At 64.2% G+C, this 6,832-nt stretch carries 5 protein-coding genes and 3 pseudogenes; 3 read left to right on the top strand and 5 right to left on the bottom strand.

Annotated elements, in window-relative coordinates; genetic code table 11:
* Positions 1-210: 210 nt before the first annotated feature.
* From J7E91_RS26135 to J7E91_RS26125, 3 pseudogenes are all read left to right on the top strand, one after another.
* A pseudogene (locus tag J7E91_RS26135) lies at positions 211-330 on the top strand (IS5/IS1182 family transposase); the annotation flags it as partial.
* Positions 331-639: 309 nt separating this feature from the next.
* Positions 640-1,237: pseudogene (locus tag J7E91_RS26130) on the top strand (transposase); the annotation flags it as partial.
* A 53-nt stretch (positions 1,238-1,290) separates the two neighbouring features.
* Positions 1,291-1,410, top strand: a pseudogene (locus J7E91_RS26125) (IS5/IS1182 family transposase); the annotation flags it as partial.
* Between the two features lie 349 nt (positions 1,411-1,759).
* Here J7E91_RS26125 and J7E91_RS26120 read toward each other — a convergent pair.
* The 5 genes from J7E91_RS26120 to rfbD all read right to left on the bottom strand — a co-directional run bounded on the left by J7E91_RS26120 (position 1,760) and on the right by rfbD (position 6,696).
* Positions 1,760-2,356 carry a dTDP-4-dehydrorhamnose 3,5-epimerase family protein gene (locus tag J7E91_RS26120; RefSeq protein ID WP_374224781.1) on the bottom strand — a complete coding sequence of 199 codons (597 nt, stop codon included), beginning with the start codon at positions 2,354-2,356 and terminating at the stop codon, positions 1,760-1,762.
* Positions 2,353-3,243: a glucose-1-phosphate thymidylyltransferase RfbA gene (gene rfbA, locus J7E91_RS26115; protein WP_214908815.1), complete on the bottom strand. Its 891-nt coding sequence runs from the start codon at positions 3,241-3,243 to the stop codon at positions 2,353-2,355. The genes J7E91_RS26120 and rfbA overlap by 4 nt, the downstream gene beginning before the upstream one ends.
* 58 nt (positions 3,244-3,301) lie before the next feature.
* Positions 3,302-4,564 carry a class I SAM-dependent methyltransferase gene (locus J7E91_RS26110; protein WP_214908814.1) on the bottom strand — a complete coding sequence of 421 codons (1,263 nt, stop codon included), beginning with the start codon at positions 4,562-4,564 and terminating at the stop codon, positions 3,302-3,304.
* A gap of 221 nt (positions 4,565-4,785) precedes the next feature.
* Positions 4,786-5,796, bottom strand: coding sequence for a dTDP-glucose 4,6-dehydratase (gene rfbB / locus J7E91_RS26105; protein ID WP_214908813.1), 1,011 nt, complete (start codon positions 5,794-5,796; stop codon positions 4,786-4,788).
* A gap of 33 nt (positions 5,797-5,829) precedes the next feature.
* Entirely contained in the window at positions 5,830-6,696 is an 867-nt protein-coding gene (gene rfbD, locus J7E91_RS26100) for a dTDP-4-dehydrorhamnose reductase (RefSeq protein ID WP_214908811.1), read from the bottom strand.
* Positions 6,697-6,832: the final 136 nt, after the last annotated feature.

Here is a 6,832-nt window from a genome sequence, read left to right as displayed (position 1 = left end):
GGCACGCGTCATGCTCGACCGGCGCCGCAAGACAGTTGTGGCCTGTGTCAGCTGTCACGATCGTATCCATGTCGCGCGATCGGCTGAATCACTCACGCGGTGATCACTGGAGAGCCGGATGATCGGGAAACCATCACGTCCGGTTCGGCGGGAGGCCGTGCGGAAAAGGACCTGCCTTGGCAGACACCTCGCCGCGCGGCCGACCCAACGTCCTGGCTGACCGGCTACCGCCGCCTCAACCACCGCTACGAGCGACACCCCGGCAACTACCTGGCCTTTCTCGGACTCGCAGCCGCAATCTGCTGCTACAAACGCTTCCGCAACCTCACCATGCAGGACACCGTCTTAAGCTCGGCGTTAAGCTCCTTGTCGACCTTCCGCTCCGCCCGGGTGTTGATCTTCAGCACGAGCTGGATGAACAGGTCCACCAGCGAGTCAATGATCTCCGTCTGCCGCACATGGCACAGCGCGGCCAGCAGTGTCAGCCGCCGCGGCGGCTTCATCCGCTCCAAGTTCGCCGGGTACTCCTTTGACGCCCGCGCCCGCCATGCGTCCACGCTCGACAACTTGTTGGGGGCGTACCTCGGCATCCGAACGTCTCCTTCAAAAGCGTTCGCAACCACCGATAGAACTCAAGCGGTCTACCCGGTTGTCTTCATCGACGCCATCCACGTCAAGATCCGTGACGGGCACGTCGCCAACCGCCCGGTCTACGTGGCCATCGCGGTCACCGCCGACGGCTACCGCGAGATCCTGGGACTGTGGGCCGGCGACGGCGGTGAGGGCTCCAAGTACTGGGCCACCGTGCTGACCGAGATCAAGAACCGGGGCGTCCGTGGCGTGCTGATGCTGGTCTGCGACCGCCTCTCCGCCCTGCCTGACGCGGTTAACACCGTCTGGCCCCAGACCGTGGTGCAGACCTGCGTGGTCCACCTGATCCGCAACAGCCTGCGCTATGCCTCGCGCCGTGACCGGGCCGAGGTCGCCCGCGACCTCAAGCCCGTCTACACCGCTGTCACCACGAACGCCATCGAGAGTCTGAACGCCCGCTCGGCGCGCGGCCCAAGCCTGCGGCCACTTCCCTAACGAGACCGCCGCCCTCAAGCGCCTCTACCTGACCACCCTCGCCCTGGACCCCACCGGCCGCGGCCGCCAGCGCTGGAACAACCGCTGGAAGACCCCCCTCAACGAGTTCGACGTCCTGTTCGACGGCCGCCTTACCGCTATCCGGGCGTAGGTCGATCAGCCCACCGAAGAACCTGTAGGCCAAACAGACGATCTACAACCCCTATGGGGCGTGGGCGCTGGGACTGGATTGTGCCGGTCGGTTTGTGGGAGATCGCGGAGCCTTTGCTGCCCGCGGCGCGAGTGCGGCCGCAGGGCGGCGGGGTGGTGCGGGAGCGGCCGGACAACTGGGGAAACACGGCACGGCAGCCCGAACAGGGCGCCAAGGCTCACGGACCTCGGGACGTCGACCACCGGGACGCTGTCGCGCATACCTGAGTCGCCCCTTACCGACGGGATGAGAGCACCTCCGTCAGGCGGGGCTGACGGGTGCTCGATCTCGGGCTCGCGAGGCAGTGGGCGTTCGATCCCCGGTTGTCGAGGGCCGGGTGGTGCCGGGTTGCCGGCTCGGCGCTCGGGCCGTGTGTCGGGGACGCCGAGGACGCGTGCTGCCTTCTCGCCCATGTCGGACACCATCGTCCCCATGACCCGCTGCCGCGCCGTGCCGGCCCCTGGGTCGGCACGGCGCGGACCGTCATTGGCTCGTCAACGCCGTGAGCGCCTGACAGGCTGCATAGCTGGGCAACAGGCCCGAATTTCGGGCTTCGGCGAGCGGGAGCGCGTCCTGGTCACGGGCGGAGAGCAACGGGATCCCGGCGGGCCAGTTGATGGCCAATTCGGGATCGAGCGGGTGCACACCATGCTCGGATGCCGGGTTGTAGGTCTGCGAGGACAGATAACACAGCGTGGCCTCGTCCGAGATCGCGCAGAAGCCGTGCCCGATGCCTTCCGAGAGGTAGACGGCACGACGGCTGACATCGTCGAGCCGGGTGCCTTCCCAGCGCCCGTAAGTCGGCGAGCCGACGCGCAGGTCCACCACCACATCGAACACCGCGCCGCGCACACACGTCACGTACTTGGCCTGCCCCGGCGGCACATCGGCGAAGTGGATGCCGCGCACCACGCCGCGAACGGATACCGACAGATTGGCCTGGGCCAGCCGCAGTGGGCGGCCGACCTCTGCGGCGAACTGGTCGACGCGGTACCAATCCAGGAAGACCCCGCGCGGATCGGCGTGTTGCTTGGGAGTGATCTCCCAGGCACCCTCCATACCGAGCGGGCGAAGTTTCACGACGACTTCAACTCCTTCAACTCCTGATCGGCGAGTAGGCCGAGGAGATACGGGCCGTAGCCGCTCTTGAGCAGCGGGCGGCTGAGTTCCCGCAACTGGTCGTTCCCGATGAGGCCGCAGCGCCAGGCGACCTCTTCCACGCAGCCGATCTTGAGGCCCTGCCGTTCTTCCACCACACGCACGTACTCCGATGCCTGGACCAAGGAGGTGAACGTTCCCGTGTCCAGCCAGGCGGTACCCCGGTCGAGCACGGTGACCTGCAACTCGCCCCACTTCAGGTACGTTTCGTTGACGGCGGTGATCTCCAGTTCGCCACGCTGACTCGGCACCAGGCCGCGAGCGACCTCCAACACCCGGTTGTCGTAGAAGTACAACCCCGGGACGGCGTACCGCGACTTGGGATTGGCCGGCTTCTCCTCTATGGAGACGGCCGTACCGGCCTCGTCGAACTCCACTACCGCGTAGGCCGTGGGGTCGGCTACGACGTAGGCGAAGATCCGTCCCCCGGCGGGGTCGCTGTACTGACGCAGCCGAGTTCCCATGCCCCCGCCATGGAAGATGTTGTCCCCGAGGACCAAGGCCACCGACTGGTCGCCGATGAACTCGGCACCTAGGACAAACGCCTGCGCGATACCCTCGGGCTGCTCTTGGACGGCGTACTCAAGACGCAGGCCCAGTTGCGAGCCGTCGCCGAGGAGGTGACGGAACTGACGCTGGTCCTCGGGGCGCGTGATCACCAGTATCTCCCGTATGCCAGCCATCATCAGCGTGGTCAGCGGGTAGTAGATCATTGGCTTGTCGAAGACCGGTATCAACTGCTTGGAAACAGCCCGGGTGACCGGCCACAGCCTGGAGCCGGTACCGCCCGCAAGAAGGATTCCCCTCAACCAGCCACCCCATCAGCAACCCGGCAACGTCTGATCCTCGTTGGTGCAGCCTTCGACGTCACAACGTCGACTCCGCCGATATCACACGGGGTTCGGGTATGGGAACAATAAAATGGCCGCCGTTCTCCAGAAACTTCTTCTCCTTTCTGATGATCTCCGGCGCGTAGTTCCAGGCCAACAGCAGGTAGTAGTCCGGTACATGGTCGCCTGCCTGTTCCGGCGACCAGATCGGAATTCTGGACCTTGGAAATATTTTTCCCTGTTTCAGAGCTGTTGTGTCGCTGCAGAACCGGATCTCCTGATGTCCCAGCCCGCATGCGGCCAGCAGTGCACTGCCTTTGGTCGGTGCGCCGTATCCAGCCACTGACTTGCCCTCTGCCACCACGCTGCGTACCAGTTCTCGGATCTGTGCGCGCACCCGTTCCGTACGCTCGGCGAACTCCCGGTATGTTCCCTCCTCCGCGATGCCCTGGCTTCGTTCTTCCGCGAGCATCTCGGCGACAGCGGGCCGCACCTCGTAGTCGGCGGTGGCCGGGGCGGCGAAGACCACGATCGAGCCGCCGTGCACATCGGCTGTATGGACGTCCACGACGCGAAGGCCGTGCGACTCGAACAGCGTGCACAGCGAGCCGAGCGAAAAGTAGGAAACGTGTTCGTGGAAGATGGTGTCGAACTGATTGTTTGCGAGCAGTTCCGCCAGATAGGGAACTTCCACAAAGAACAGGCCATCAGGAGCCAGCAGGGCGGAGACTCCGTTGAGGACTTCGTGAACGTCTGGGATGTGGGCGAAACATTGGCGCCCGTAGACCAGTCGCGCCAGACCATGTCCGGTCGCGATCTCCTGGCCGACTTCGGCAGTGAAACCAGCAGGAATCGTTTCCACGCCGCGATCGTTGGCGATGCCGGCGAGATTGCGCGCAGGATCAACGCCGACTACCCGCATGCCGGCCTGCCGGAACAGCTCCAGGTGCGCGCCGGTGTTACTGCCGAACTCCACGACGAGGTCTCCGTCGGTCAGGCCGATCCGCTCGATACACAGTTCGACGAGCTGCCGCATGTGCTGGATGATCGAGCCTGCGTCCGAGGCGACGTAACGATAGTGCCCGAAAAGGACATTCGGTTCGATGACATGCCGCAGTGTCATCAGCCAGCATTGCCGACACACGACGACATCCAGCGGGAACAGAGTCTCGCCCCCTGCGTCGTCTTCCTCGCCGAGCAGGTTTCCGGCCAGTGGTGTCGACCCGAACGAGACCACATCAAGCCAATCGTTGTGTCCGCACACCCGGCACTCGTCGATGGGCCGCACAATGTCCTGCATCTCTTCCTCTCCCTCCTCATTCCTCACCTGCAAGAACTGCTGACAAGATGGTTCTCGGAACACGTTGTCCACAGAGCAGGTGTCGCTGACCGGCGGCAACATCACCCCATTCACGCCCCTGATCCGGGTCATTCCGCCAGTCCGAGGTCACCGGCGGCGGCCCCGGCTGCCGGGAGATCCGTGACGACATCCACGAAGCGTGCCTCCGCCCGGTTGCGCCGTCACCTGCTGGCGTCGCTGGGTGAATCCGTCGCTTCGTTGGGACTCTTGAGCGGTTCCCACCAACCTCGGTTACTGCGGTACCACTCCACTGTCTCCACCAGCCCGTCCGCGAACTCGACACGAGGCGAGAAACCGAGTTCCGTACGAATTTTGGTCGTGTCCAGTGAATAGCGGAGATCATGCCCCATCCTGTCCGGAACATGCCGCACCATGTCCCAGCCGACACCACAGGCCGCGAGGAGGTGTTCGGCCAGTTCGAGGTTGGTCAACTCGGTGCCACCGCCGATGTGGTAGACCTCCCCGGGCCGACCATCGAGGAGCACCAACTGGATGGCGCGACAGTGATCCGACACGTGTAGCCACTGACGGCGGTTGCGGCCATCGCCGTACACCGGAACCTGCTGCCCATCCATGATATTGGTCGTGAACAGCGGGATCAGCTTTTCCGGATACTGGTACGGACCATAGTTGTTGGTGCATCTGGTGACCACGACGTCGAGCCGGCGAGTCCGGTGCCAGGCCAGCGCCAGCAGGTCTCCCGCCGCCTTGGCCGCCGCGTACGGTGCGTTCGGGGCCACCGGGGACGACTCGGTCCAGGCTCCCTCGGGAATCGATCCGTACACCTCGTCGGTCGAGATGTGAACGAACCGTCCCAGTCGGTGACGGGAGGCCGCTTCCAGCAGCACCTGCGTGCCCAGAGCGTTCGTACGGACAAACGAAGCGGCACTGTCGATCGAGCGGTCCACATGTGTCTCGGCAGCGAAGTGCACGATCGCGTCGTGTCCGGCCACCACATCGTCCACCAGGTCCGGATCACAGATGTCGCCTTGCACGAACCGATAATTCTGCAGGTCCGCAATCGGCGCCAGGTTCAGCACATTGCCGGAATAGGTCAACTTGTCCAGCACGGTGACATGAGTTCCCGATGAGCGCGGCAGAGCGCCACGCAAGGTAGCCCGGACGAACTCCGAGCCGATGAAGCCGGCACCGCCCGTCACCAGAAGTCGCATCCGCGGCCCCTCCTTTCTCCCACTCGAGGAATATTACGATTCATCGGCAATCAGAAGGGGAAACGACTGCGTCAGAGCGGTAGCCCAATGCCGAATCGGCGTCAGCCCGACCTCCCGCCAGGCGTCATGCCCCAACACCGTGTACCGGGGCCGCAGTTCGCCGCCGACGACCTGGTCGCTGCGCACCGGGCGAACTCGTCCGGGGTCCGCACCGAGCAGCCGGAAGGTCATGCGGGCGAGGTCGTACCAAGTGGCCTCGCCTGAGCTCGTTCCGTGGAACACGCCGGATGCGCCGTGGCGAACGAGTGCCACGATCTGTTGTGCCAAATCCACGGTCCACGTTGGCTGGCCCCACTGATCGTCCACCACGTCCACCGTCTTGCGCATCTGCTCCAGCCGGACCACCTTGCGAATGAAGTTCGTGCCATGTCGCCCGTACAGCCAGGCGGTTCGTACGATCGTCCCGTCGTCCGGCAGCAACTCGAGCACAGCCTGCTCGCCGGCCTGCTTCGTCCGGCCGTACGCGTTGATCGGACTGGTGACCGCACTTTCGGCATAGGGCCGGCCACTCGTGCCGTCGAAAACGTAATCAGTGGAGAGGTGGACCAGCCGTATCGATCGATCGCTGCATATCGAAGCCAGCTCTCTGACCCCTCTTCCGTTGATAAGAAGGGCCTCCGATTCACCGGCCTCCGCCTCATTGAATCGCGTCCATGCTGCGCAATTGACGATTGTAGTCGGTTGATACGTGGAGACAACAGCTCGGACCGAAAGGCGGTCGGTGATGTCGAGATCTTGTCGAGTGACGGCAACCACCGGTTCGTTCAGCCCTTGCAAAACCCCCACCAGATCTCGCCCGAGCATTCCTGCCGCACCAGTAACCAACCAGCGATTCACCATGTGAGATTCCAGCCCCGCCGTGGTAGTTGCTGAGATTCCTGTCGACGGGTTTCAATCCGTGATCAGAAGGCTTCCGGAGACCGGCCCGTCGCCTTCGCGCGTGAACGTCAACGCCGCCTGTCGTCGTGGCACGTTG

The organism is Streptomyces sp. ISL-99, assembly GCF_018614005.1.
Lineage (GTDB): Bacteria > Actinomycetota > Actinomycetes > Streptomycetales > Streptomycetaceae > Streptomyces > Streptomyces flavidovirens.
The sequence above is the reverse complement of the archived record's forward strand: the minus strand, read 5'-3'. Positions and strand labels throughout refer to the sequence as shown.